18 protein-coding genes are annotated in these 24,322 nt (G+C 65.5%); 11 read left to right on the forward strand and 7 right to left on the reverse strand.

Going from position 1 to position 24,322, the window contains the following annotated elements; all coding sequences use genetic code 11:
- Nucleotides 1-49 precede the first annotated feature (49 nt).
- On the forward strand, nt 50-1,429 hold the full coding sequence (locus AC1TPF_RS05405; protein WP_482136144.1) for a DHA2 family efflux MFS transporter permease subunit: 1,380 nt from the start codon (nt 50-52) through the stop codon (nt 1,427-1,429).
- Between the two features lie 87 nt (nt 1,430-1,516).
- On the opposite strand, the gene AC1TPF_RS05410 is transcribed toward AC1TPF_RS05405, so the two are convergent.
- From AC1TPF_RS05410 to trmB, 3 genes are all read right to left on the reverse strand, one after another.
- Entirely contained in the window at nt 1,517-4,879 is a 3,363-nt protein-coding gene (locus AC1TPF_RS05410) for an MMPL family transporter (protein WP_482142986.1), read from the reverse strand.
- A gap of 110 nt (nt 4,880-4,989) precedes the next feature.
- Nucleotides 4,990-5,733, reverse strand: a complete 744-nt coding sequence (locus tag AC1TPF_RS05415) for an NYN domain-containing protein (protein WP_482136142.1) — start codon at nt 5,731-5,733, stop codon at nt 4,990-4,992.
- Nucleotides 5,730-6,563 carry a tRNA (guanosine(46)-N7)-methyltransferase TrmB gene (gene trmB, locus AC1TPF_RS05420; protein WP_482144033.1) on the reverse strand — a complete coding sequence of 278 codons (834 nt, stop codon included), beginning with the start codon at nt 6,561-6,563 and terminating at the stop codon, nt 5,730-5,732. Before trmB ends, AC1TPF_RS05415 begins: the two co-directional genes overlap by 4 nt.
- A 126-nt stretch (nt 6,564-6,689) precedes the next feature.
- Between trmB and AC1TPF_RS05425 the strand changes: the two genes are divergently transcribed.
- From AC1TPF_RS05425 to AC1TPF_RS05450, 6 genes are all read left to right on the forward strand, one after another.
- The gene (locus tag AC1TPF_RS05425) at nt 6,690-7,550 is read left to right on the forward strand and encodes a hypothetical protein (protein ID WP_482142987.1); all 861 of its coding nucleotides are present in this window, start codon (nt 6,690-6,692) and stop codon (nt 7,548-7,550) included.
- Nucleotides 7,541-8,950, forward strand: a complete 1,410-nt coding sequence (locus tag AC1TPF_RS05430; RefSeq protein ID WP_482136140.1) for a hypothetical protein — start codon at nt 7,541-7,543, stop codon at nt 8,948-8,950. Before AC1TPF_RS05425 ends, AC1TPF_RS05430 begins: the two co-directional genes overlap by 10 nt.
- 90 nt (nt 8,951-9,040) lie before the next feature.
- The gene (locus AC1TPF_RS05435) at nt 9,041-9,403 is read left to right on the forward strand and encodes a DUF6802 family protein (RefSeq protein WP_482136139.1); all 363 of its coding nucleotides are present in this window, start codon (nt 9,041-9,043) and stop codon (nt 9,401-9,403) included.
- 489 nt (nt 9,404-9,892) lie between these two features.
- Complete coding sequence (locus AC1TPF_RS05440) at nt 9,893-11,722, forward strand: phosphoenolpyruvate carboxykinase (GTP) (protein WP_482136138.1); 1,830 nt, start codon at nt 9,893-9,895, stop codon at nt 11,720-11,722.
- Nucleotides 11,723-12,060: 338 nt separating this feature from the next.
- Entirely contained in the window at nt 12,061-12,843 is a 783-nt protein-coding gene (locus tag AC1TPF_RS05445; RefSeq protein WP_482136137.1) for an ABC transporter ATP-binding protein, read from the forward strand.
- Nucleotides 12,843-15,380 carry an ABC transporter permease gene (locus tag AC1TPF_RS05450; protein ID WP_482142988.1) on the forward strand — a complete coding sequence of 846 codons (2,538 nt, stop codon included), beginning with the start codon at nt 12,843-12,845 and terminating at the stop codon, nt 15,378-15,380. The genes AC1TPF_RS05445 and AC1TPF_RS05450 overlap by 1 nt, the downstream gene beginning before the upstream one ends.
- 98 nt (nt 15,381-15,478) lie before the next feature.
- Here the strand turns inward: AC1TPF_RS05450 and AC1TPF_RS05455 are convergent, their stop codons facing one another.
- Nucleotides 15,479-16,249: a class I SAM-dependent methyltransferase gene (locus tag AC1TPF_RS05455; RefSeq protein WP_482142990.1), complete on the reverse strand. Its 771-nt coding sequence runs from the start codon at nt 16,247-16,249 to the stop codon at nt 15,479-15,481.
- Nucleotides 16,250-16,340: 91 nt separating this feature from the next.
- Here AC1TPF_RS05455 and AC1TPF_RS05460 point away from each other — a divergent pair, with 91 nt between their 5' ends.
- A complete protein-coding gene (locus AC1TPF_RS05460) occupies nt 16,341-17,495 on the forward strand; it encodes a glycosyltransferase family 4 protein (protein WP_482144035.1) in 1,155 nt (384 codons plus the stop codon).
- On the opposite strand, the gene AC1TPF_RS05465 is transcribed toward AC1TPF_RS05460, so the two are convergent.
- From AC1TPF_RS05465 to AC1TPF_RS05475, 3 genes are read right to left on the reverse strand one after another with little or no spacing between them, the layout of a single operon-like run.
- Nucleotides 17,485-17,934, reverse strand: a complete 450-nt coding sequence (locus tag AC1TPF_RS05465) for a nuclear transport factor 2 family protein (RefSeq protein WP_482136134.1) — start codon at nt 17,932-17,934, stop codon at nt 17,485-17,487. The genes AC1TPF_RS05460 and AC1TPF_RS05465 overlap by 11 nt on opposite strands.
- A complete protein-coding gene (locus tag AC1TPF_RS05470) occupies nt 17,931-19,661 on the reverse strand; it encodes an MmpA family trehalose lipid delivery protein (RefSeq protein ID WP_482142992.1) in 1,731 nt (576 codons plus the stop codon). Before AC1TPF_RS05470 ends, AC1TPF_RS05465 begins: the two co-directional genes overlap by 4 nt.
- Nucleotides 19,662-19,713: 52 nt before the next feature.
- Nucleotides 19,714-21,108 carry an aminotransferase-like domain-containing protein gene (locus AC1TPF_RS05475; protein ID WP_482142993.1) on the reverse strand — a complete coding sequence of 465 codons (1,395 nt, stop codon included), beginning with the start codon at nt 21,106-21,108 and terminating at the stop codon, nt 19,714-19,716.
- On the opposite strand from AC1TPF_RS05475, the gene AC1TPF_RS05480 reads away from it, so the two are divergent.
- Genes AC1TPF_RS05480 through AC1TPF_RS05490 form a run of 3 tightly spaced genes read left to right on the forward strand, consistent with a single transcriptional unit; the run spans nt 21,107 to nt 24,299 of the window.
- Complete coding sequence (locus tag AC1TPF_RS05480) at nt 21,107-22,114, forward strand: DMT family transporter (RefSeq protein WP_482142994.1); 1,008 nt, start codon at nt 21,107-21,109, stop codon at nt 22,112-22,114. The two genes, AC1TPF_RS05475 and AC1TPF_RS05480, sit on opposite strands and share 2 nt — an antisense overlap.
- Before the next feature lie 5 nt (nt 22,115-22,119).
- Nucleotides 22,120-23,322, forward strand: a complete 1,203-nt coding sequence (locus tag AC1TPF_RS05485) for a lipopolysaccharide biosynthesis protein (RefSeq protein WP_482142996.1) — start codon at nt 22,120-22,122, stop codon at nt 23,320-23,322.
- Entirely contained in the window at nt 23,319-24,299 is a 981-nt protein-coding gene (locus AC1TPF_RS05490) for an LLM class F420-dependent oxidoreductase (RefSeq protein WP_482142998.1), read from the forward strand. Before AC1TPF_RS05485 ends, AC1TPF_RS05490 begins: the two co-directional genes overlap by 4 nt.
- Nucleotides 24,300-24,322: the final 23 nt, after the last annotated feature.

Raw genomic sequence — 24,322 nt, forward strand, 5'->3', positions numbered from 1 at the left:
TGCACCAATCTCTTGACTACACTAAACGGTTTAGTTTAGTTTTGTCGCCATGACCATCGACATGGAAAAGCCTGGGGCCGGAACGACGGAAAAGGCTCCGATGCTGATCATCGTGCTGTTGGCGCTCGCCGCCTTCATGGCAGTACTCGACGGCGCGGCCGTCACCACCCTTCTCGACCAGTTCGGCGAGTCGTTTGATGCACCGATGACGTCGGTGGTGTGGGTCGTCTCGGGCTACCTGCTGGCGGCCGCGCTGGTGCTGCCCATCTCCGGCTGGTTGCTGGAAAGAATCGGCGGGCGGAAGCTGATCGTCGGTGCGCTGGTGCTGTTTGTTGCCGGTTCGGTATTGACCACAGCGGCCTGGTCGATCGAGAGCCTGATCGCCTTCCGGGTTATCCAGGGCTTCGGCGGTGGGCTCCTCGAACCCACGTCGCTGAGCCTGGCCGCGGCGGTTGCCGGCAAGGAACGCATGGGCAAGGTGATGGGATTGCTCTCGCTGGTGATCAACTTTGCGCCCATCGCCGGACCGCTGCTCGGTGGTTTCCTGGGTGGCCCGGACACCTGGTACTGGATCTTCTGGATCAACGTACCGATCGGTGCCGTGATCGTGGTGGGTGCGGTGACGCTGCTTCCGAAACGGGCTCATGATGAGGTGGGCACCGCCGGCCGACCCGATATCCGTGGCCTCTTGCTGTTGTCGCCGGGCTTTGCCGCCCTGCTCCTCGCGGTAGAGCAATCGGGGAGTGGATCGCCTTGGCGGATAACGGTTCCCGCGCTTGTGGGGGCTGCCTTGCTGGCCGGCTACGTGTGGCACGCGCTTCGTGCACCCAAGCCGGTGATCGACCTCCGGATGCTCACCCGATCGCGCGGCTACGCGGCGAGTCTCGGTGTGATGGCCATGGTGGGCTTCATCATGTATTCGCAGCTGGTGATGTTGCCCGAGTTGGCCCGCAACGAGTTCGGGCGCGACGGTGCGATGGCTGGAATCATCGTCGCGTCCCTTGGCGTCGGACTGTTGTTCGGCATGAGCGTCTCCGGCGCAATGAGCGATAGGATCGGCCCGCGTCCGCTGGTGTTCGCAGGTGGTGTGCTCACGGCGGCACTGATGTTGTTGGTGGCGTTGACCATCGATGTGATCGCGCTGCCGGTGTTGCTGGTTCTGTACGTGCTGATCGGCGTCACCTTCGGATCGGTTGCCTCGCCGACCTTTTCCAACGTCTACCGGGTGGTCCCGGAAGGCGCAGTGCCGCAGGCCACCACGTCGCTGTTCATCACGGTCCAGCTGACCGCGGCCACCGGTGCGACCCTGATGGGGTTGTTGCTGTCGGAGTCGTCGACCAACTGGTCCTTGAACTTCGGTGTCCTCGCCGCTGTTGCGGGCACTGCCGGATTGATCGGGCTGCTGCTGCCGAAACGAGTGACGCAGTAGGGAATGTTGCCGCGGGAACCGGAGAAACATCGCGAAACCAGAACAGGCCGACCGTTCGGTGGACGGCCGGCCTGTCGGAGGTTTCGATCAGTTGTCGGAGTCGTTGCCGCGACGGAGTAGATCACGGACGCTGATCTGCCCATCGCCCCGACCGCGAGCGCGTCGCCGTCCACTCGATGAGTCCTGCGACTCAGCATCTTCCGGCTGCGCCTGCGGCTGTTGCGGTGCCGGAGTCGGTGCGCTCGGCTGCGGCGGCTGCCCGTTCCGCCTCGGCGGAGCCGACTGCTCCGGGGTCCTTGGCCGAGCGGGCTGCTCCGGGTTCCTCGGCGGTACCGACTGCTCCGGATTGAGCGATGCGATCAGTGGTGCTCCGCCTTGCGGTCCCAGTTCGGGCCGACGCCGCAACGGGCTGCTCTGCTCCCCGTCGTATGGGCTTGTCGTGGTGGGACCACGACCTGAGGGATCCTGCCGTCCGGCCGGAACCGTGCGTGGACCCGGCCCCGGCCCCGGACTCGGGTTCCGGGGTTCGGCGGGCCGACTGTTCGGCCCGGTCGTGCCACCGGACTGGAGCGGCGTAGGACGGGGTGGACGACCCGGCTGACGGGTCGGTTCGGATCCGGTGGCCGGGGCACCGTTCACCGGTACCGCCGGACCGGTTCCGGAACCGCCGGCGCCGGGGGTATCGGTGCCGCCCAGGCGGATTCCGCCTGCGCCGAGACTCCAACCACCGGTATCGGGACTGTTCCGGCGGGCATTCTCCCGACTCGGTGTCCGGGGCACCATCGGATCGGAATCGGGTGCCGGACGACTCGGTGAACGTCGGATCGGCCCGCTGACCGGAGGATCGGACGGCCGCTCGGGGCGGTGTGCCGGACCGGAGTCGTTCCGCGGTGCGGGCATCCGGCCGGTGGGTATCGAAGCCGGATTCGGCCCGCTTCGAATGGGTGTCGCGGCGGTGGAACCAGGCGGCTGCCGGGGACCCGACGGCCGATCCGGATCGGATTGGCTGCCACCACGTCCCGCGCCGGTCGGTGCGACCGGTGGACGCGGGCCCTGCGGTGGCCGATTGATGGGCCCGGACGCCTTGGTGAGGCCGGCCGAGGCACCAACCGCAACCGGTTTACGGCCGGTGGTCGACTTCGAGCCGAAGGCCGAGGTCGGTGCTTCGGCGACAACGGTTCCCGCACTGCGGGCGCCGCGTGCGACCTGAGCCGAACGTCCGGCACCGATGTCGTCGTCGAGGATCGTCTCTCCGAGCCCGATTTTCTCCTGCACCTTCTTCATCCACTGCGGAGCCCACCAGCAGTCGTCGCCAAGCAGCTTCATGATCGCCGGGACTAGCAGCATGCGGATGATGGTGGCGTCCAAGATCAACGCGGCGATCATGCCGAACGCGATGTACTTCATCATCACGATCTCCGACAAACCGAACGCTCCGGTGACCACCACCAGGATCGCGGCGGCAGCGGTGATGATGCGCCCGGTGTGGGCGGTACCCCGTCTGATCGCCTCGGTGGTGCTGGCGCCCTTCTGTCTCTCCTCGACCATCCGGGAGAGCAGGAACACCTCGTAGTCGGTGGACAGGCCGTAGATGATCGCGATGATCAACACCAGGACGGCCGACATCAGCGGCCCAGGAGTGAAGTTCGCGAGCGATGAGCCATGACCATCGATGAAGATCCACGTCAGGATGCCCAGCGTGGCACCGAGCCCCAGCGCCGAGACCAGTGCTGCCTTGATCGGCAAGACCACCGAGCCGAACGCCAGGAACATCAGCAGGCTCGTCACAAGGATCAGCATCACCACCATCAACGGCAGATCGGAGAGCAATGCGTTGATCGAATCCTGGGTCAGCGCCGGGGTTCCGGCGACATACATCTGCAGACCCTGGGTATCGATCGCCCGGAGTTCGTCGACGGCCTCACCGGCGGTGTTCATGTCGATAAGTCCGGCCGACATCTCGACGAGGTTGCCCTCGGCAAGTGCCCCGTCGAGGGTGAACTCCTTGGTGAATCCAGGGATCTCGTTGGCCTGGTCGGCGATCGCCTGCAGTTTGGCCGCGTCGTCGTTGCTCTCGGGGTCGTAGAGGATGACGAGCTTGATCTCTTCGGTGCGCTCGGTGGGGAAGAACTCGTCGAAGTGCTGCTGCGCGATGCGGTTGTCGTTGTTCGGCGGCAGATATTTCTCTGTGATGCCGCCGAACTGGATGCCCGCAAACGGAATGATCAGGGCCAGGAGCAGTAAGACCACCGGGATCGCGGTCTTGAGCGGATGCCGCATGACCCAGCTGGCGAGCTTGCCCCAGAAACCGTCCTCGACCTCTTTTTTGGTCTTGGTCCGGCGCAGGAAGGAGAAGCCCCACATGTCGATCCGTGGACCGAGGATCGACAGGATCGCAGGCAGGACCGTGAGGGAACAGACCGCGGCGAGGGTGACCGACGCGATGGCACCGTAGGCCACCGACTTCAGGAAGCCCTGCGGGAATATCAGCAGACAGGCCAGCGCGGCCACGATGATCGTCGCCGAGAAGACCACCGTCTGTCCTGCGGTCATCACGGTTCTTCGGATCGCGCTCGGGGTGTCATAGCCCTCCGCGAGTTCCTCTCGGAACCGGCTGACTATGAACAATCCGTAGTCGATGGCGATGCCGAGCCCGATCAGCGTCACCACCGATTGGGCGAAGACGTTCAGTTCGGTGACCTGGGCCAAGATTTTCATGATGCCGAGTGAGCCGGCGATCGTCAGACCACCGACCACCACCGGCAGACAGGCGGCGATCACCCCGCCGAAGATGAAGAACAACATGACCGCAACCAGCGGCAGCGCGATGATCTCCGCCCGTTTGATGTCCTCGTCCATGCCTGCCGACATCGCGCCTGAGACTGGTTGCAGCCCGGCCAGCTCGAAGGTGGTGCCCGGCAGGTCGTACTTCTCCGCAAGATCGTCGAAGAACGGTGCGACGGTCTTGTAGTTGTTCAGGATCGTGGTGTCATCGTCACCGCGGATACCGATGCTGATGAAGGCGTGTTTCTGGGAGTCATCGAACAGGCGGTCCCGGATCTGCTGCTGAGCTCCCTTCTGGAACTCGTTCGTCGTCGCGGTGAACGGATCGATGATGCCGGGATCGTTGCGATCGATGATGTCCGGGTACTGCGCCACCAGATCTTCGACGATCTGCTCGACCTTCGCCCCGAAGGCGGGATCGTCGACCTGGGTCCCGGCAGGCGGCGTGACCAGAAGGATCACGTCCGACTTGTGGTCACGGCCGAGGATCTCGTCACGCAGCTGCGAGCCCGCGACGGACTCGGAGCCGGGATCAAACCAACCGGACTGACTCAGATGCTTGTTCAGGTCGAGGCCGTAGAGACCGAGACCGGCCATCAACGCGACCATCACCGCGATGACCGCAAAGCGCATCCGGTACACGAAGTTGCCTATGGCACCAAACACCGCAGCGTCCTTTCTGTACTCAGACCGTCATTGTGGTCACGCAGATTCTCATCGGCGCATAGGTGGTCACGTCGTGGACCGGGCTTGCACACCACTGTGGATAGTTGCTTTCAGTTCTGGCGGCCGGACAGCAAAGCTGTGAGCGGCCGGAAGGGAGCCAACCAGGCGCCTTCCTCGGGAAGCGAATCCAGATTGATCCGCGGCAAGGGCTCGCGGAACACACCTGGGATGTCCTCTAGGTCTACAAACTCCAAACTCTCCGACGTCAGTGCCCACGCGGCGTGCTCCCGGAACCCGAGCACCTGAACAGGCACACCATCGGAGGCAACGTCGAGCAGCAGCTCCCGGAAGGCCTGTCCGTCCGCCGATGCGACGATCAGACCGGCCAGCCCGACCGTGTGCCTCCGCAGCTCGATGTGGTCGAGCATGTCCGAGTCCACGTCGCTGTCTTCGTCGACCTTGGGCTTGGCAAAAACAGCAAAACCAACATTACGCAACGCTTCGACCCACGGCCGGACCACTTCGGCGGTCCCAGGGGCGATGTTGGTGAAGACGGTGGCTTCGGGGATCGGGGAGTACCCGGACTTGGGCCGGTCCTCACCCTCGGCAGCAACCCGTGGCACCGATGCGGAGATTTCCGCGGTCCGATTGAGTAGCCACCGGCCCAGAGCGTCGAATCGAGGGCGGTGAGCTGCGGTGGGACGGCCACCGAGGATCGATCCGAGCCCCATGTCGAGGTTCGGTGCGTCCCAGATCAGCAGGACGCGCGATTCCTGGCTGGCCCCCGAGATGGTGTGAGCGACCGAATTGTCGGGTCCGCGGGCGGCGTCATCGCCGTACGACGCGGGGCTCATCGGGGCACCCGTGTGAGAACGAACTCAGTGACCGGGCGACCTTCGACCGCGGCCCGTCCCTCGAACTTGGTGACCGGGCGCTGCGTGGAGAACGGCACCTTCTCGTCGGTCGGGACCAGCAGGCTCTGCGCGGCGAGGACCGCGGCGATCGATTCGGCGTACTCGGCGTGGTCGGTGGCGATGTGCAGTGCTCCACCGTCCTTCAGGACGTCGGCGATCAGTTCGATGGTCGTCGGTTGGAGTAGTCGCCGCTTGTGATGCCGGGCCTTGGGCCAGGGGTCGGGGAAGAACACCCGGACCCCGGTCAGAGATGCCGGTGTGAGCATGTTCTTCAGGACGATGATGGCGTCGCCACGGATGATCCGGATGTTCTCCAGTTCGTCCCGGCCGACCGCGCCGACGAGCTGGGCGATACCCGGTCGGTAGACATCGACCGCGATGACGTCGTTCTCGGGTTCCGCCGCCGCCATCGCGGCTGTCGAGGTACCGGTTCCGCAGCCGATCTCCAGGATGAGGGGTGCGCTGCGGCCGAACCAGGCGACGGGATCGATCTGGTCGGTTTCACTGACGTCACGCCCCACGGTTGGCCACAGACGCTCCCAGTTGGCCTGTTGAGCCGGAGTCAGACTTCCGCGCCGGGTCCGGAAGCTGGTCACGCGGGGGTAAAGCCGGGCGCGTTCGCGGAGCTGGGCATCATCGGCTACCGAGTCGGAGGTATCGGCGATCTCCGATCGGGTCACGGCGGAGACGTCGGATTCGGTATCGACGCCCTGGTCGGTGTCCGCATTCGGGTTCGAGCGTGGGCTGGTCACCGGCCCATAGTCCCGCATTCCGCACGGATGTGACAGCAGGGGTTGACCAACCACCTGCCGATTGTTACCTGCAAGTGACCGGAACCATAGCGTTGCGGGGCGCGTCTGACCTGTTGGCGGCGGGTTTTTCTCCGGGAGGGTGAATTGGATCAATCAGATCTGCGAGTCGGGGATGCGGCGTATGCCGATCTGGCGGTTCGGCTGGAGGGGTTGTCTGCGCGGATATCGGGCGCAGTTGACCTGAATCGGGCCGTCTCGGAACTGCGGGGTCCGCTGCGGGTTGCGGTGACCGGACGCTTCGGTACCGGCCGTGACACGCTCGCCGGGGCCCTGCGCCGCCGCTTCGACATCAGCCCGATCGGGCCCGGCGACGACGCCGACGACGCCGATGCCTGGTTTCACGTGATCGCGGGCTGGCCCAGAGCCGATGATGTCGCGGCGCTGGCGGGCCGCGACCCCCGGCGCAGCCTGGTCCTGCTGGGTAAGGCCGACAGTCTCGGTTCGTGGCCGGCCGCGCGTGCTCGGGCCGCCGAGTGCGCACAGGAGCTGGCCAGGCCGGTGATCCCGGTGATGCCTCTGCTGGCCATCGCCGACCTCGGTGACGAGGAGATCGACATGCTGGCGGCGATGGCCGAGGCGAGCGAACAGGTGCCGCCGATGCAGGCCACGTTCATCGACGCAGGCGGACCGGGGCAGCGGCTGCAGCGGATGGCGCTGCTGCGGCGTCTCGACGCCTACGGCATCGCAGCCACGATCGCGGTGTTGAGCAATGCGCGCTGCTCGGCTGATGAACTCTCCGAGCTGCTCACACAGCGCAGCGGGCTCGACGCGCTGGCAGGGCCGCTCCGGGCCTTTGCCTCAGTGGCTCCGGCGGTGCGGTTGCGCCGGGTGGCCGCAGCGCTTGAAATCCTTGCCGCGCAGGGTGTTCTGCGCGATGAGATCGAGAATCTGTTGTCAGGGTCGGTGCTCGCCGGTGCGGTAGGGGAGGAATTCATATGGACGTGATGCAGATGCGATCAGTCATCGCCGAGGTCGCCGAGCTGACCGGAAGCGGACTTGCCGGCATCGACGCGACCGATGTGGTGGTCGGGGGCACCGGGAAGGTCGGGGTCACGTCGGTGACGAGGGTGCTCTGTGACCATGGCGTGCCTGCGCGGGAGTGGTCCGAATCGGGGCGACGGGCGGCGGTGGCGTTGCTGATCCTCGATCCGTCGTCCGGGGTGTCCGACACCGAGGTCGAGGTGGTGCGCCGGCTGTGTGAGTTGGCGTCGTTGGTGGCCGTGGTCTGCAACAAGATCGATGCCTACTGGGATTGGCCGACCTTGCTGAAGTTCAACCGGGGCATCGTCGACCCCGATGGCCGCATGCCGATCTTCGCCGTGTCGGCGGCCGCGGCGCTGGCCGGCTACCGGGCCGAATCCGGTTTCGACGAGTTGATCGAGTGGCTGCACGACCAGGTCGACGGCCCGGCCCGCCCGGAACGACTCGAATCCCTCGAGGCCGAACGGCATCTCGACGACCTCATCTCCGAACTCGCGACAGAGCGCGGCGATCCGGCTGCTGATCTGTTGGTGCAGCGCGCGAGCGTGATCGCGTCCCGCGATCGTGGCCGGTCCGACAGGTTGGCGGCGGTGCGCGGAGGTGCGAACCAGATCCGGGCCGCGGCGCTCACCGAACTCGACGGAGCGGCCCGCGACCTGTCGAGCGATGCCGCCGCCCGCGCAGCCGCGCTGAGCCGATCGGGTACGGAAGATTTCGCGCAGTGGCTCGCGGGCCGGCTCACGGCCCTGGGGGATCGGGCGCAACAGCGTTTCGACGAGGACCGCAGCGCGCTCGAACATCGGGCGTTACTCGGACTCGAGGAGGTGGGACCGCCGCCGGACCGACCTCCCTTGTCGCTTCAAGTGCCGCCGATACCTCCGAAGCGTCGCGGTGTGGAAGAGGCGTTGCTGGTGGTCTTCGGTGCCTCGGCCGGACTCGGCCTGGGACGACTGCTTGTCATGCCGCTCTCTGCCGTCCACACGTTGCAATGGATCGCGATGCCGCTGACGCTGGTGCTCGGGGCGGCGATCGCGGTCGGATTGGTGCGGCTGCGCCGGCTGTCGGCGCTACGAACGTCCATGTCTGCCTGGGCGGCTGAGGCGATCGCCACCACTCGGGGCCGTATCGAACAGGATGTCTCGCGACAGGTGCAGGCCGCCGAATCGGTGATCGGCGGCCGGCTGGCGCGTTACTACGAGCGTCGCGCGCAGATGGTCTCCGACCGAGTGGCCGAACTCGACGCACAGATCCGGGCCGGACGTCGCGCGGCACCCGAAGCGCGTGAGCGTGACCTGCGTCGACTCGCTGCGGCGGTGGAGGCTCGCGACCGGCTCGACGAGGTTCTGGTCGCCATCGGTCACTGATTTCACCGCCGCGGAACCGGTCGCCGGTCGGATGCGTCCAAGAGATCGGACCCAAAGACGACGCAGACCACTACAACGGGGGTGGATGAGATGGACGGCGAGTTCGGATCCGAATTCGGTGACGATCCGGTGGATCGGGGGCCGACGTTTCACCCGGTCGCCGCGATCACACCCGACCTCGATGTGGGCAGCGACGCATATGACAACCTCTGGATCGTCGAGAACGACAGGGTCTGGGACCTCGGTCCCGCTGATCTGGACACCGACGCCGACGGTGTGGCCGACTCGCTCACACGCACCGGACCGGAGGGGATGACGGTGTACACCGACAGCGATCGCGACGGACAGGTCGATCTGATCACCGAGGTCAACCGCGACGGTGGTTACCGGACGTCGAGACTTGATCCGACCAGCGGCCAATGGACGGCCACCGACAGCGGCAGGCTCGAATAGTTATTTGTGCAACGAAGCCATTGTTCGGGTGTGTGAAAAGCCGATATGCGGGATCATAAAGCCAACCAAGTTTAGTTGCGTGAAGTAAGTTCGGCGACATTCTGCAACCGTTTGAACGAAACGGAACGACCCTCTGGCCTCCTGATTCATGGCGACAACCATTTCGTCCCCACCGGGTGGGTACAAGACCGCCGCCAGGTAGCGGAGACCGCGCTTCACGTGCGAAATTGCCGACCGGCCCGTGAATTCTTGCAGACAGCGGTAAGCTCGAATAGCCGATTTCGCGATTATTGTCACAGCTGTAACTTGGACCTCGACCAAGTGTTTGATCACTTTGCGTGATGAGATGTGCCGTAACGCACGCACCCGATTGACCAGATCGGGTGCGGTCGAAGTAACCTGACAACGCACCCCACGGAGGGGCTGACCGGCGCAGACGCACACCTTGGCGTTACCGACACCGGCCGGTCACCAGCAGGAGAGATAACAATGACTTCAGCGACAATTCCTGGTTTGGACCCCGACAGCGCTCCCACCTCACACTCAGAGCTTCTGGCCTGGGTGCGGGAGATCGCCGAACTGACCCAGCCCGACCAGGTTGTCTGGTCTGACGGCTCCGACGCCGAGTGGGATCGCCTCACCGCTGAGCTGGTGGCGGCGGGCACTCTGACCAAGTTGAACGAAGAGCGCAAGCCCAACTCGTTCCTGGCCCACTCGGACCCCGCCGACGTCGCGCGGGTCGAGTCGCGGACCTACATCTGCTCGAAGAACGAGGTCGACGCCGGCCCGACGAACAACTGGGTCGACCCGACCGAGATGCGCGCCACGATGACCGACCTCTACCGCGGCAGCATGCGCGGTCGCACCATGTACGTCATCCCGTTCTGCATGGGCCCGCTCGGTTCGGACGACCCGAAGCTCGGTGTCGAGATCACCGACTCCGCTTACGTGGTGCTCTCGATGCGGATCATGACCCGCGTCGGACCCGATGTGGTTGCCGCCCTCGGCGAGGATCGGTTCTTCGTCAAGGCGCTGCACTCGCTCGGCGCCCCGCTCGAAGCCGGTCAGGACGACGTGCCGTGGCCGTGTAACTCGGAGAAGTACATCACCCACTTCCCCGAGGACCGCGAGATCTGGTCCTTCGGATCGGGTTACGGCGGCAACGCACTGCTTGGCAAGAAGTGCTACTCGCTGCGCATCGCCTCGGCGATGGCACACGATGAGGGCTGGCTCGCCGAGCACATGCTGATCCTCAAGCTGATCAGCCCGGAGAACAAGGCCTACTACATCGCGGCCGCGTTCCCGAGCGCCTGTGGCAAGACGAACCTCGCGATGATCCAGCCGACGATCCCGGGTTGGCGTGCCGAGACCCTGGGCGACGACATCGCCTGGATGCGTTTCGGCGAGGACGGCCAGCTCTACGCCGTGAACCCGGAATTCGGTTTCTTCGGTGTTGCACCCGGCACCAACTACAGCTCCAATCCGAACGCCATGAAGACCATCGAAGAAGGCAACACGCTCTACACGAACGTGGCGCTGACCGACGACGGTGACATCTGGTGGGAGGGCCTCGAAGGCGAGCACAAGCACCTCATCGACTGGCGCGGCAACGACTGGACCCCGGATTCGGATACGCCGGCTGCGCACCCGAACTCGCGGTACTGCACGCCGATGGCACAGTGCCCGATCATGGCTCCCGAGTGGGACGACCCGCAGGGTGTGCCGATCTCGGCGATCCTGTTCGGTGGCCGTCGCAAGACCACGGTTCCGCTGGTCACCGAGGCCCGCAACTGGCAGCACGGTGTGTTCATGGGCGCCACGGTCGGCTCCGAGCAGACCGCAGCGGCAGAGGGCACCGTCGGCGCGATCCGCCGCGATCCGATGGCCATGCTTCCGTTCCTCGGATACAACGTGGGCGACTACCTGAATCACTGGATCAACCTCGGCAAGAACGCCGATGAGTCCAAGTTGCCGAAGGTCTTCTACGTCAACTGGTTCCGTCGTGGCGACGACAAGCGCTTCCTGTGGCCAGGATTCGGTGAGAACAGCCGCGTGCTGAAGTGGATCGTCGAACGCATCGAGGGCAAGGCAGGCGGTGTCGAGACCCCGATCGGGATCGTGGCAACCCCCGAGTCGCTCGACCTCGAAGGACTCGACGTTTCCGCGGCCGACGTCGCCGAGGCCCTTGCGGTCGACAACGACGAATGGCTCGGCGAGATCCCGTCGATCGAGGAGTGGTTCAACTTCGTCGGCGAGAAGCTGCCCACCGGTCTCCAAGATGAGTTCGACGCCCTCAAGCAGCGATTGGGCGCCAAGTAGTCCGAGGATTCCTCAGACGCTTTTGTTTTCGCACAAGCACCTACAGGCACAGCCTGTAGGTGCTTGTGCATTATTGAGGGTGGATCGTTAATCGGTTGCGTGTGATGATCGGATCGTCCTTAACTTGTCAGGACGCATCGAGGTCGGGCGCGAAGGCGGGCCCGGCAAGGATGTGGGGGGAAAGATCAGGGTGGTCCCCGATGATTCGGAGGCGCCGCAGCAGTCACTATTTGTACTGCCCGACCTGCCGACATCGTTTCCGCCGGTTTCCGCTCATCGCGGGCACCGGCGACGCCAGAGTTTGTGCACCACTGACCGACATCGAGAAAGGCCAGAACATGACTGCCCCACCGACTGCAGTTGCAGCCCGCGCGACCGACTTGAGGAAGGTGTACGGCAGTGGCGACACCCAGGTGGTCGCGCTCGCGGGCGTCTCCGTGGACTTCGTACGTGGTGAATTCACCGCGATCATGGGCCCATCGGGTTCGGGCAAGTCGACGCTCATGCACTGTCTGGCGGGCCTCGACACCTCGAGCAGCGGCTCGGTGAGTATCGGCGATACCGATCTGTCCGGACTCTCGGACAAGCAGATGACGATGCTGCGTCGTGATCGGATCGGGTTCGTGTTCCAGTCGTTCAACCTGGTGCCGACCCTCACCGCCCGGGAGAACATCACGCTGCCGATCGACATCGCCGGTCGCAAGCCCGACCAGGAGTGGTTCGACACCGTCATCGGCCGTCTCGGCATCGGCGATCGCCTCGACCACCGTCCCAGCGAACTGTCCGGTGGGCAGCAGCAGCGTGTCGCCTGTGCGCGCGCACTGGTCGGCCGCCCGGAGATCATCTTCGGTGATGAGCCGACCGGTAACCTCGACTCCCGTTCCTCGGGCGAGGTGCTCAGCATCCTGAGGGCCTCGGTCAATGAGTTCGGACAGACCGTGGTGATCGTGACCCACGATCCGCGGGCGGCCTCCTACGCCGATCGCGTGATTTTCCTCGCCGACGGTCAGATCGTCCAGGAACTGCGGAACCCCGACGCCGACGAGATTTTCGAATACATGAAGAACCTCGACGAGACCCCGTCGACCGGAGGCTTCGCGCAAGCTCCCCGGGAGCTGTGATGGCCTCGAACACCATGCGAAAGGTGTCGCTGAGAAATCTTGCGGCACATAAGCTCCGGCTCGTCCTGACGGTTTTGTCGGTGGTACTCGGTACCGCCTTCGTGGCCGGGTCGATGGTCTTCACCGCAACGATCTCTTCGGCCTTCGACGGCATTTTCGACAAGGTTGCGCTCGGGGTGGACACCCAGGTCTCGCCCAAGGATTCCAACTCGTCCGGCGTCCCGGATTCGGTGCTGACCCAGTTGCAGGACAACAAGTCCGAACTCGGTATCGCCAAGATCCTGCCGACGTATTCGGGGCCGGCAACCATTGCCAAGAAAGACGGCAAGGCGTTGCAGACCGGAGGTGCGCCGAGTATCGGCAGCGCGTTCGTGCCGCCGGATCAGCGGTTGTCCGATGTCGAGAGCGACCTCATCGAAGGTCGCGCACCCGAGGCACCGAACGAGGTGGCCCTCAACAAGTCATCCGCCGCCGACGCCGACCTCGAGGTGGGTTCGACCACCAAGGTCGCGACCAGCCGGGGCAGCGATGCGCCGGTGGAGGTCACGATTGTCGGAATCCTCGATGTTCCCGGCGCGACAAGTGGTTTCACAAATGTGCAGTTCCTCGAGTCGACGGCTCGGGACTTGTTCACGGATGGTTCGCACGCGCAGTCGATCGATCTGCAGGCGGTGCCCGGGGTCAGCGCTGACGAGCTCAAGTCGCGGGTCGCCGGTCTTCTCGGCGACGACTACAAGCTGCGTACCGGCGACCAGGTACGGCAGGACGAGAAAGACAACGTCAACCAGTTCCTCGATGTCTTCAACTACATCCTGCTGGCGTTCGCCGCCATCGGCCTGATCGTGGGAACGTTCATCATCTACAACACCTTCTCGATGATCGTCGCGCAGCGGGTGCGAGAGTTGGCTCTGCTGCGGGCGATTGGCGCGAGCCGGAAACAGGTCACTCGGTCCGTGTTGCTCGAGGCGTTTGTCGTCGGGTTGATCGGCGCGCTGGTCGGGTTGGCCGCCGGTATCGGTATCGCGGCGTTGCTGCGGGCACTGACGGCATCGACCGGTCTGCCCAGTACGTCGCTGCAGGTCGGGCCGTCGTCGATCATCGCCTGCCTGGTGGTGGGTATCGGTGTGACGATGGTGAGTGCGTATGCGCCGGCCCGGCGGGCCTCCAAGGTGTCGCCGGTCGAGGCGATGCGGGAGAGTGCGACCGACGGTCAGGCATCGCTGAAGGTGCGCACGATCATCGGAATCGTCTTGGGGGTCATCGCAATTGTGTTGCTGGCCGTCGGCGCGTCCGGGGAGGGTGGCAACGCGGCCGCCACGGTCGGCCTCGGTGCCTTGGTGATGATCTTCGCGGTGGTCTTCGCGTCTCCGGCGCTGTCGCGGCCGGTGGTCCGGGTGCTCGGCGCGGTACTCGCCCGACCGTTCGGGAAGATCGGGCAGCTGGCCCGGACCAACGCGGTCCGTAACCCGAGGCGCACTGCGGCAACAGCTTTCGCGCTGACACTGGGACTGATGCTGGTTGCAGTCATCGGTACCCTCGGTTCGACGTTCAAGGGCACCATCGACGATGCGATCGACACCGGACTTACCGCGAACCTGATCGTCTCGGGTTCGCAGGGAAGTGGCTTCTCCCCCTTGGTGAGTGAGGCGATCCAAGATATCGATGGGGTCGAATCCGTTGTCTCGTTCGGTGCGATCCAGGCGGAGGCCGACGGTGATTCGGTGTTCGGCTATTCGCCGAGCGGTGACATGTATTCCGTGACGCCTTACAAGATGGTGGAGGGTTCGGCCACGATCGAGCCGGACGGCATCATCTTCAGTGAGCGCGTGGCCAAGGAGAACGGTTTCAAGGTCGGCGACGTCATCGAGTTCAGCAACTATGACGGAACCGTTGTCCCGGTGACGGTCACCGGTATCTTCGAAGACAATCCGCTGATCGATCCGTGGGCCATGGGCAATGACGCCTATCAGAAGCTGGTCCCGGAAGCCTTGCGGCAGGACGTGTTCGCGGCGGTCAAGACCGTTCCGGGCGCCAACGTCGACGAGATCAGCGATCGGATCGAGGATGTCACCGCCGATTACCTGACGGTGAAGGTCCAGACCCCGTCGCAGTTCAAGGGCGAGCAGTCGTCGCAGATCGATCAGATGCTGAGCGTGCTGTACGCGATGCTCGGCCTCGCGCTGGTGATCGCGGTGCTCGGCATCGTGAACACCCTGGCGTTGTCGGTGATCGAACGCAAACGGGAGATCGGCATGTTGCGGGCGATCGGTATGGCCCGGTCGCAGGTACGCCGCACCATCTACGTCGAATCGCTGCTGATCGCGATCTTCGGTGCGGTACTCGGTGTGGTGCTCGGTGTCGCGTTCGGTTGGGCGCTGGTCCGGACCCTGCGGTACTGGGGCCTGGGGGATCCGGTTCTGCCGACGGGTCTGATCATCATCACCCTGATCGGGGCGGCCTTCGTGGGTGTGGCGGCCGCGTTGTGGCCGGCGTCGCGTGCGGCCAAGACCAAACCGCTGGAGGCGATCGCCGAATAGCCATCTCGGGCAGTGGGTCATCAACTGATCCGCTGTGCCCAAGCCCCTGTGCCGTATCCCGGTGCAGGGGCTTGGTGCATTTTCCGGCAACGGTCGGGTCAGTTCTTTCGAAGCATCAGGACGAGGTTGCTGCCCAACAACTCTCGCACCAGCGGTACCCGCATCACCCACCACATCCGGCCGGGCAGGTAGCGCGGGAACGCGGCGAGCAACGTGGCCTGTTGCCCCGGGACCGACCGGGCCCAGCGCAGGCCGTCGGCCGCGGTGACCTTGAACAGCGACGTGCCGTAGAGGTTCTTCGGGGGATGGCCGTGTTTGCGGGTGTACCGGCGAGCGGCCCGGGCCCCACCGAAGTAGTGGGTCAGTCCCATCTCGTGGCCGCCGAACGGGCCGTACCAGAGTGTGTAGCTCAGCAGCACCAGTCCGCCGGGTTTGGTGACCCGCAGCATCTCCTGCGCCATCGTCCACGGATCACGCACGTGTTCGGCCACGTTCGACGAGTAGCAGATGTCGACACTGTCGTCGAAGAGCGGCAACGCCATGCCCGAGCCCCGGACACTGGCCCGCTGGGGGAGCCCGGCCGCGTGCATCTCCGTGGGGTCCGGTTCGACGGATACGTAATCGGCGCCGCGTGATCGGAAGACCTCGGCGAAGTAGCCGGGCCCGCCACCGACATCGAGCACGGTCAGTCCATCGAGTCCGGCGTGGTTGACGTCCAGATGCAGGGCCTCGATGAGCTCGACGGAGTCGTCGGCAAGGGCGCCATAGAACCGGTCCGGATCGGGCTGTTCGTACCGGAAATGATTCAGCAGAGCAACTGACCGCGGCAACGTTGCCCGCTTCTGCGCTCGGGAAGTGGCAGCGTTCACCGGCCAAAGGATACGGGTGGTGGTGCGCAGGTCGTGGCCGCTACCCTGTCTTGAAGTGAAAACCAACGACGACAGCACACCTGTTGCACCTCTGCGTGAGGTGCTGTTGCTGTGTTGGCGCGACAGCGACCATCCGCAGGGTGGGGGCAGCGAGCGCTACCTGGAACGGGTCGGCGCCGAACTGGCAGGCCAAGGTGTGAAGGTGACGTTCCGGACCGCGGGTTATCCGGGGGCTCCGGCCACCGAATCGCGGGCCGGGATGACGGTGTCGCGGGGCGGTGGACGCCTGAGTGTGTACCCAAGCGCGATGGCGGCGATCCTGGCCGCGCGTATCGGCCGTGGCCCGCTGGCCGGGATCAACCCCGACGTCGTGATCGATACCCAGAACGGGATCCCGTTCTTCGCGCGCTTGGTGAGCCGGGCGCCGGTTGTGGTGCTGGTGCATCACTGCCATAAGCGACAGTGGCCGGTGGCCGGTGCGCTGATGGGCAAGGTCGGCTGGTTCATCGAGTCGTGGTTGTCGCCGCGGGTGCATCGCGACGCCCAATATCTGACCGTCTCCCTGCCGTCGGCGGAAGATCTGGTGTCGATGGGTGTGGATGCCGAGCGGGTGGCCGTGGTGCGCGCCGGGACCGATCCGTCGCCTGTTGCCGTGTCTGCTGATCAGGTCGACACCGATTCGCGTCGCCTCTGTGTGCTGTCGCGGTTGGTGCCGCACAAGCAGATCGAACACGCACTCGAGGTGATGGCCCGGATCGCGGTGACCCACCCCGATGTGATGCTGGATGTGATCGGCAACGGATGGTGGTCGGAAGAATTGCGGGCCAAGGCATCTGAACTCGCCATCGACGATCGGGTGGTGTTCCATGGACATGTCAGCGAGGAGCGCAAGCACCAACTCCTGGCCGGCGCCGCGGTGCACCTGATGCCCTCGCGCACCGAGGGCTGGGGTCTGGCGGTGATCGAGGCCGCCGGGTACGGCGTCCCGACCATTGGTTACCGGTCGTCGCGTGGTCTGACGGACTCCGTGGTCGATGGAGTGACCGGGGTGCTGGTCGACGACATCGACGAACTCGGCACTGTGACAACGCAATTGCTCGACGAGCCGGCGCGGCGCCGCGATCTCGGCAACAAGGCACGCGAGCGCGCGGGCGGATACTCGTGGGCGGCGGCAGCGGCCGGTGTCGATCAGGTACTTGCCGCGGCAGTGGCAGGCAAGCCGATCTCCGGACTCGTCAAAGATTGAGTGCCGCTCCGGGTTTGCAGTTGAAGCTCGGGATGTCTTCGAGTGAGAGTGTCGCCTCGTAGGTGCGTTTGTAGCCGGTGGCGCAGATTTTCCAGCCCTGCTCGGTTCGGCGGTAGCGGTCGCTGTAGAAGGCCGCGCCGAACAGCATGAAGTTGAAGTCGGCCACGATCACCCGATCCTGCAGGTACCACTGGCCGGTCGCCTCGTCGCCCTCCACCGTGATCTCCGGATGATCGGCGCGATGTTCGGTGATCACCGCAGGCCCCACCGAGGAACGCATGAAATCCACCAACGTGGTGCGGTCGCTGAACGACAGGCTTTCGCCGTATTCGCCGGTCACATCGGTGGTGAGGGTGCTCTCGAAGTCGTCCCACGCCTTGGTGTCCAGGGCCCGCAGATAGCGGTACTTGACCTGCTTGATGGCTTCGATGTCATTCACTGGCTGACCTTCTTCCGGCGGCTTGATCGGTGCGCCCATTGCAGCACAAACACCACAAAGCCATTGGCGATCAGCACAATCCACAACAAGTGGGCACCCCAGACCAATGCCAGGTCGACGGTGGAAGCGGAGATCGTCCGGGGATCCTCGATCCGGTAGACGCGCAGGTCGCTGCCGTCGAAGACCTCGGTCGCCGCGGCCAGTGTCCGCTGGGCCGGTGCGTCGGCGTCGAGTTGCCCCTCGACGAGTATCCATCCGACACCGAGCTCTGCGAGTTCCTCGGGCGGGGCACCCGAGCGCAACGCGGATTCCGCGTCGGTGGCCCGCGATTCGGTGCGGTCGACGACCGTGCCGCCGACGACGAGCTCGCCGGTCTGCAACACATCGGCGCGCAGCAGCCGGGGCGCGGGGTCGAGCGAGACATGGCCGGTGAACTCATAGCGCCGGTTCATGCCGGTCGGCAACAGCAGAACGTCGCCGTCGTCGGCTCCGATGAGGTCGGCGACCTGCTGCCAATCATCGGGGTAGGTGCTCACGCTGAGCTTGTTGCCCACGCCCCACGCGAGGTCGGGCAGCGGTGCGACGATGAGCACCGCGACCACCACCGCCGCGAAAGCCCGTGGGACCCATCGGCCGCAGGTCTGCACGGCTGCCGCGGCGGCGAGCGCATACAGGGGGACGACCAGGGCGATCCACTTCTGGGTGTCGCGCAGCAGTCCCGCACCAGGGATGGTGTCGACCGCCCACTCCAGGATCGCAATGCCCGGATCCGTCGCGGCCAGGCCGATCAACACGATCGACGTCACGGCGAGCCCGGCAGCGCCTGACACCACCGGATTACGCCGACGTCGGTACAGCGCGGGCAGGCCCGCAGCGACGATCACCAGCAGCGTCACCGTCGCGACGGCGGCCCAGGGAGAGGTACGGCTGGCCGGCACCGCGTCGGCGTTCCAGATGCCGCCGAGCCCGAGCAGCGCGCCGAAGGTTCCCAGACCGGGTTCGGCGCGGGCGGCGAAAACCGCCACCGAAGCGGAGTCCGCGGTCGCGGCACCAGAACCCACCAGCGACGCCATGATCCAGGGCAGAGCCGACGCCGACCAGATCGCGATGGCAATCATGCCCGTCCTGGCGGCAATCCGGCCGGGGGAGTCGATGACAACCGGGATCAAGAGTGCGGCCACCAGGGTGAACAGGGCCAGCATTGATCCGGTGGGCGTCAGTCCGGCCACCGCGAGCCAGGCGGCCAGCATCGACCATCCGGTGAAGTCTGCGCGACGACGAACCCGATTGACGCACACGAAGATCCAGCCCACCGCGGCGTAGCCGAACAACAGGCTCCAGTGCCCTTGCAGGAGGCGTTCTGCGACATAGGGATTCCAGATGGCGATCGTGGTGCCGACCAGCATGCCCGGCAGACCGGCGCCCGGCAGCGCAAGCCGCACCAGTCGGCCGTATCCGACGCCCGCAACGACCAGTGCCAGCGTGGTCAGCACCTTCACGACGATCCCGCCGTCGACCACGTGGGAGATCATCGCGATGAACCAGTCCTGCGGCACCGCCCGCGGGGCACCGACACCCAGACCCATCGCCGAATCGGTGAGATGGGAACGGGGCGTGCTCACCATGTCCGCGATCAACAGGTAGCCGGGTCGGAAGATGGGTGCGGTGATCGCCAGCGAAAGCGTGGCACTGGTCAGCCACAGCGTGATCCAGTGCCGGCGGGTCATGAACGGACCCTAACGGACTCATGAGCGGGCACCCAGATCCGGTGACGCCGGATCAGGAAGGGGGCAGTACCCGGGCCAGTCGGGACACTGCCTCGCCGATCATCGGGGCCGGTGTCTCGCCGTAGGTGAGGCGCAGATGGGAGTGATCGAAACCGGCGGGGAACCAGGGGGTTCCCTCTCCGACCAGGACACCCTCGGCGTACGCGGCAGCGGCAACGTCTCGGTCGTCGATGCCTGCGGGCAGGCGGACCCACAGGTGGATGCCGCCGTGGGGGACGGCGGGTATGCCGACCTGCGGGATCAGCCGGGTCATGGCCGAGACCAGGGCGTCCCGGCGCTGCCCGAGTGTGCGCCGGACCAGCTGGTTGTGCCGCGGCCAGGCCGGGGAATTCAGGAACTCGACGGCGGTCTCCTGGATCGGACCCGACACGTAGAAGTCGTCGAGGGTCTTCGCCGCCCGCAGCCGGGCCAGCGCCGGACCCCGGGCACACAGTGCGGCCACCCGTAGCCCCGGTCCCACCGGTTTGGAGAGCGAACGAACATGCACCACATGGCCACCGGGGTCTGCGCTGATCAGCGGCGGCGGAGGCTCGTGGTCGATGCCCAGGTAGCGGGCGTAGTCGTCCTCGAGGACAAACAGCGAATGTTGTTGTGCCAGGGCCAGAACGTCCTCGCGCCGGGATCGGGACAGCGTGACACCACTGGGATTGGCAAAGGCGGGCTGCAGCACCACAAGCCGGCTGCCGGTGCGTTCGATGGCGTCGGAGAGAAGGTCGGTCCGTATCCCGTCCGCGTCGGTCGGTACCGGAATCACCTCGGCGCCGTGGCTGCGCGCGATGGCGATTGTGCCGGTGTACGTGGGGCTTTCGACGATAATGGGTTCACCGGGACGTACGAGCGCCCGGATCGCCACCGACAACGCGCTCTGCCCGCCCGCCGTCACGATCACCTCGGAGGCGTGCACACCGTCGATCTCGGAGGCGAACCATCGGCGTAGGTCTTCGCTGCCCTCGATCGGATAAGGGCCCCAGCTCGGGGTGCGCTTGATCGCCCGGGCCATCGCGGCGTCGAGCGCGGCCCTGGGGAGCAGTTCGTCGTCCAGATATCCGCCTTTGAGGCGGATGACGTCAGAGCCGGGGATGCGCCACAGGTCGAGCGTCCGCGTGAGTTCCGGCGGGATGCGGCTGCCGAGCACCGATTCCTGCCAGGAGGTGTCTGTGGGAGCGCGCGGCGGTGAGGCGGCGGCCACGAACGATCCGGCGCCGGGACGGACGTCGACCAGGCCTTCGACGGCCAGCTCGCGGAGCACCCGCTGCACCGAGTTGGGAGAGACCCGATGTTCTTGCTGCAGCGACCGCACCGAGGGCAACTGTGTGCCGGGGCCGCTCCCGGCGATCAGCGTGCGCAGACTATCGCGAAGCACCGATACTCCGCTATCGTTGAACATGAGAACCAAGGATAACAGTTCGGCGAAAACGCCGATATCGGATAACGCACGCCGGTCACGTGTACTCCCGGCCGGAGTGCTGCTCGGCGGTCTGGGTGTCCTGGCCTTCAGTTTCTCGCTACCTGCCAACAAACTCGCGGTCGCAGGCATGGACGCGTTCACCGTTACCGCGGTGCGCGCGGCGCTCGCCGGACTATTGGCGGTGGCCTATCTGTTCTGTGTGCGGGCGCCCGTGCCCGGCCGTCGCGATCTGGCCGCGCTGGTCGGCTCGGGTCTGGGTGTGGTGGTCGGGTTCCCGCTGTTCTCCTCACTGGCCCTGGAACGTATGGATTCGGCAACCGGCGCGGTCATCATCGGCCTGCTGCCCGCGCTCACCGCGATATTTGCCGCGCTACTGGGTGGTGAACGCTTGCCGTGGCTGTTCTGGTCGGCCACCGGTGCCGGCGTTCTCGTCTTGATCACGTACCTTCTCGCGACCAGTCCGTCTGGCCTGGCCGGATTCACGCTGGGCTGGGGTCACCTCTGGATGTTCCTGGCCGCCGTCAGCGCCGGGTTCGGGTATGCGGTCGGTGGGTCGGTGGCCAAGCGGATCGGTGGCGCGCAGAGCATCTCGTGGTCGCTGGTCCTGTTGTTGCCATTGTCGATACCCATCGCGCTCGTCGCGGTGATGAACGGACCGATCTCGCTGACCACCTCCGTCGTCGCCGGGATGCTCTACATCACGGTGATCTCGCAGTTCCTCGGATTCTTCGTCTGGTACGGCGGTCTGGCCCGCGGCGGTATCGCCCGGATCGGGCAGATCCAGCAGATCCAGCCCCTCCTGACGATCGTGTGGTCGGCACTGTTGCTCGGCGAGCGACTCGACGCCTGGATCTACCTGGTCGCAGTCGTGCTGAGCCTGCTGGTCTGGATCGCCCAGCGGGCACGACTGCGGACGGTCGAAGTTCATCCGAATACGGCTGATACCAGCCCTTCGCCACGAGCCGAGGTGGTCCTGAGACACTGAACGCCATGGCGAATCGGATGGCTGGTGTCGGGGGTGTCGCGGTCGGCACGATGGTCGCCAACATCTGCGGATACCTCATTCACCTGCCTGCCGCCCGCTGGCTGACCGAGAGCGACTACGGCGAGTTCGCGGTCCTGCTCCAGGCGATGCTGATCCTCGGCGTCCCGGCGTTGGCGCTGCAGGTGGTGATCGCCCGGGAAGTGGTGCGGGGCCGGGCAACTGCCGATCTGATCTCGATCACGTTGCGTACCACCGCCGCGGTGCTGATCGCCGCTGTGATCGCGGTTCCGGTGATGATGGCGATCGCCGACACCGGACTTGCCGCCACCATCGCCGCGTTCGCCACCGCCCCGCTGCTGGTCCTGATCGCTGCCGGTCAAGGGATTCTGCAAGGGCGGCAACACTTCTCGGTCTTGTCCTGGGTGCTGGCCGCGGTGGGCATCTTGCGGACCGTGCCGGGCATCGTCATCCTGGCGGCCGGTGGTGGCGCTGCCGGAGCGCTGACCGCCACCGCCGGTGGCGCCGCGTTCGCCGCCGCGGGGGTCTGGGTCGCGGTGACGCGGACGGACGCGGTCCCGGCATCACCTGGCGCGTCCGCGCAGGCGCTGGCATTGAGCATGGTGTTGCGGGCCTCCCAGGTGCAGCTGGTCCTCATCGCACTGTCGTCAGCCGACCTGCTGCTGTCCCGGCCGGTGCTCGGGGAGCAGGATGCCGGTGTCTATGCCTTCGGGACCATCGCGACCAAAGCCGCATTCTGGCTACCGCAGGCGATCGGGGTGGTGCTGTTCCCGCAGTTCGCCGACTCCGCGAAGTCCCGCGACGCGTTGAAGACCGCGGTGGTCTGGCTGGCCGGGATCGGTGCGGTGGTGGTGGCAGGCGCCGCCATCTGCGCGCCACTGGTCCCGGTCCTCGTCGGCGACGAGTACCGCCCGGTGGTACCGATTCTGTGGGTGTTCGCGCTCACCGGGAGCGCCCTGTCGATTCTGCAGGTGGGCCTGCTCGCCGCGATCGCCGCCGACCGCACCCTGGTGGCCGCCTTGAGCTGGGTGGTGCTGGTGGCCGAGATCGTGGTGATCGTGGTGTGGGCGCACAGCATCACGACACTGGCGGTGACCGCCGCGACCTGCGCGGTGGCCGGGACCGCGCTCACTTTTGGTGCGCTGACAACACATCGAAGGATCGGCAACAGTCGTACTGTGGATGCATGAGCATTCGACTCGGTTATCAAATCCCCAACTTCACCTATCCCGGTGGTGTCGCCGAACTCTTCCCGACGGTCATCGCGCAGGCCCAGGAAGCCGAAAGTGCCGGTTTTGACACGGTTTTGGTGATGGACCATTTTTACCAATTGCCGGGTATCGGTGATCCGGACGAACCGATGCTCGAGGCCTACACCACCCTGGGTGCCCTGGCGACCGCAACGTCGAAGATCAACCTGTCGACCCTGGTCACCGGCAACACCTATCGCAATCCGGCGATGCTCGCCAAGACGATCACCACGCTCGACGTGATCAGCGGCGGCCGCGCGATCCTCGGAATCGGTGCCGGCTGGTACGAACTCGAGCACTACGAGATGGGTTACGAGTTCGGCACGTTCACCGAGCGGTTCGAGCGTCTCGAAGAGGCACTGCAGATCATCGAGCCGATGCTGCGCGGCGACAAGCCCGAACTCGACGGCAAGTGGTACCAGGCCCACGGCACCCGTAACCACCCACAACTACGTACCGACCTGCCGATCATGCTCGGTGGTGGTGGCGAGAAGAAGACGTTCGGGCTGGCGGCGCGCTACGCCCAGCACCTGAACATCATTGCGGCGGCGGATGAACTACCGCGCAAACTGGAGGCGCTGGCGAAACGCTGCGAAGAGGTCGGCCGTGATCGCAGCACGCTCAAGACGAGCTTTTTGGCGACCGTGATCCTCGACCCGGACGGCGACAAGGCCCGCGAGTCCCTCGTCGACATGATGAAAGCCCGCGGACTCGACGCCGAAGATGTCGGCGCCGAAAAGTGGGCCGAGGCCACGGACCGTTTCTTTGTCGGCTCACCCGAAGAAGTTGCGGTGCAGATCAAGACCCGGGTGCTCGACGTCGGCATCGACGGCATCACCATCAACATGATCTCCAACGGGCACGTCCCGGGGATGATCACCCTGGCGGGAAAAGCCTTGTCCCCGTTGGTGAACTGAACTTCCCGCAAAACCACACGGTC

The sequence above is a fragment of the Williamsia sp. Y853 genome, from assembly GCF_056786495.1.